The sequence below is a fragment of the Paracoccus sp. (in: a-proteobacteria) genome (assembly GCF_030536915.1).
In the GTDB taxonomy this organism is placed as follows: Bacteria; Pseudomonadota; Alphaproteobacteria; order Rhodobacterales; family Rhodobacteraceae; genus Paracoccus.
The window spans coordinates 1-2,281 of the sequence record NZ_JAUNPC010000187.1 but is presented as its reverse complement, the minus strand read 5'-3'; the positions used below and the strand labels follow the sequence as shown (position 1 = coordinate 2,281).

Sequence of the window (2,281 nt, the reverse complement as noted above, 5' to 3'; positions counted from 1 at the left end):
GCATCAGCGCCGCGCCCGACAGCCCGCCCGTCACCTTGCGGGCGGGGCAGCCCAGGTTGATGTCGATGATGCCTGCGCCCATGCCGGCCACGATCCGCGCGGTTTCCGCCATCGGCCCCGGTTCGCGCCCGGCGATCTGGACGCTGACGAGGACGCCGTTCTCCTCGACCATCGCCTTGGCGCGAACGGCGGCGCGGGTCGAGGGGCGCGGCGTCACCATCTCGGTCGAGGCGACCATCTCGCTGACCACCAGCCCCGCGCCGAAGCGGGCGACGGCGCGGCGGAACGGCAGGTCGGTGATCCCGGCCATCGGGGCCAGGAAGACCGGGGGGTCCAGCAGCGCATCGCCAAGGCGGATGGGTTCGTCGGTCATGGGTTCAGTTGACCTTGCAGGCAGAGGACGGAAAGCGCGCAAACGGCGCATGAGGCGGAGGGCGTCGGGCCGCGGCGGCATCTGCCTCACGCGCCGCCGATATGCCCAATAAATAGGCAGATTGCAAATGACTCTTCGGGGCATATGGGCGTCATTGCCGTCGCCGGGGCTGCCGGAGTCCTTGAGGATATTTCCGCCCGGCCGGAACAAGGCCGCTGTCAGCCGCAAGCGCGGGCAGGCTGGCGCGCAGGCCGCAAGGCCCATAGGTTCAAACGGAATCTGAAAGGGAAGCGCAGCCATGTTCCTGTCGGTCTTCGATCTCTTCAAGGTCGGCGTCGGGCCGTCGTCCTCGCATACGATGGGGCCGATGGTGGCAGGGGCGCGATTCCTCGACCTGCTGCGGGCCGCGCGCTTCCGGGCGCACGGGCTGCGGGCGAGCCTGCACGGCAGCCTGGCCTTTACCGGCAAGGGCCATGCGACGGACCGGGCGACGATCCTCGGGCTTGCGGGCTTCACCCCCGAGACGATGGACCGCGAGGCGGCGGATGCGGCGCTGGACCGGAACCGCCAGACCGGGTTGCTGCACCCGCAGGACTTGGGCGAGTTGCGCTTCGACCCCGAAGGCGACCTGATCTTCGACTTCGACCGCCCCCTGCCCGGCCATGCCAACGGCATGATCCTGATGGCCACCGACGCGCAGGGCGACGTGATCCTGCGCGAAACCTATTATTCCATCGGCGGCGGCTTCGTGCTGACGGAAGCAGAGCTTGAGAACCGCGCCTCGGACCGGCGCAGCGACGCGGCATCGGCCGTCCCCTGGCCCTTCTCGACCGCCGCCCAGATGCTTGAGATGGCGGGGCAGTCGGGTCTCTCCATCGCCCAGATGAAGCTGGCGAACGAGCGGACCTATCGCAGCGAGGCGCAGATCCGCGACGGCCTGGCCCGGATCTGGCAGGTCATGCGCGACTGCATGGACCGGGGGCTTGCGGCGGAAGGCACGCTGCCGGGCGGGCTCAAGGTCCGCCGCCGGGCGAAAGGCATCCACGAGGCGCTGCTGGCGGAACGCGGGCAGAACCTGACCGCGCCCCATGTCATCAACGACTGGATGTCCGCCTATGCCATGGCCGTGAACGAGGAGAACGCCGCCGGGGGGCAGGTCGTCACCGCCCCCACCAACGGCGCGGCGGGCGTGGTGCCCGCCGTCATCCGCTACTGGCTGGATCATGTGCCCGGCGCCTCGGAACGCGACATGGGCACCTTCCTGCTGACCGCCGCCGCCATCGGCGGGCTGGTCAAGCACAACGCCTCGATTTCGGGGGCCGAGGCCGGGTGCCAGGCCGAGGTCGGGTCAGCCAGCGCCATGGCGGCGGCGGGGCTGGCCGCCGTGCTGGGCGGCACGCCCGAGCAGGTGGAAAACGCGGCCGAGATCGCGCTGGAACATCACCTCGGGATGACCTGCGATCCCGTGGCCGGGCTGGTGCAGGTGCCCTGCATCGAACGGAACGGCCTGGGCGCGATCAAGGCGGTCAGCGCCGCCAGCCTGTCGCTGCGGGGTGACGGCAAGCATTTCGTGCCGCTGGACGCCGCCATCGAGACCATGCGCCAGACCGGCCGCGACATGAGCGAGAAATACAAGGAAACTTCGCTGGGCGGCCTTGCGGTCAACGTTCCGAACTGTTGACGGCGAAAGGGTGCCGTCAGGACCCGCGGATGCTTGTGCTGGTGGAACGGGCTGTCTAAGGCTGAACGCAAAACGGATACGTGGGACAGGATAGAAGATGACCTTGCGCTTTGCCCTGCTGGCGCTGCCGCTTGCGCTGGCCGCCTGCGACCAGATGCAGGATTTCCGCATGCCCTGGGGGGGGGGGGCGCGCGGGCGGGGCCGGCGCGGGGCGGGGGCGGGGGCGC

Annotated in this window: 2 protein-coding genes; one reads left to right on the top strand and one right to left on the bottom strand. The window is 69.8% G+C overall.

Annotation, left to right across the window (positions count from 1 at the left end):
- On the bottom strand, positions 1-373 hold a 373-nt coding region (locus tag Q4F04_RS15535), incomplete at its 3' end, for a tRNA-dihydrouridine synthase (RefSeq protein WP_303370693.1).
- Between the two features lie 298 nt (positions 374-671).
- Here Q4F04_RS15535 and Q4F04_RS15530 point away from each other — a divergent pair.
- Entirely contained in the window at positions 672-2,054 is a 1,383-nt protein-coding gene (locus Q4F04_RS15530) for an L-serine ammonia-lyase (RefSeq protein ID WP_303370692.1), read from the top strand.
- Positions 2,055-2,281 lie beyond the last annotated feature (227 nt).

What these genes read in the sequence shown, in the direction of transcription:
- Q4F04_RS15530 (WP_303370692.1), top strand. Translation starts at nt 672, where the DNA reads ATGTTCCTGTCGGTCTTCGATCTCTTCAAGGTCGGCGTCGGGCCGTCG.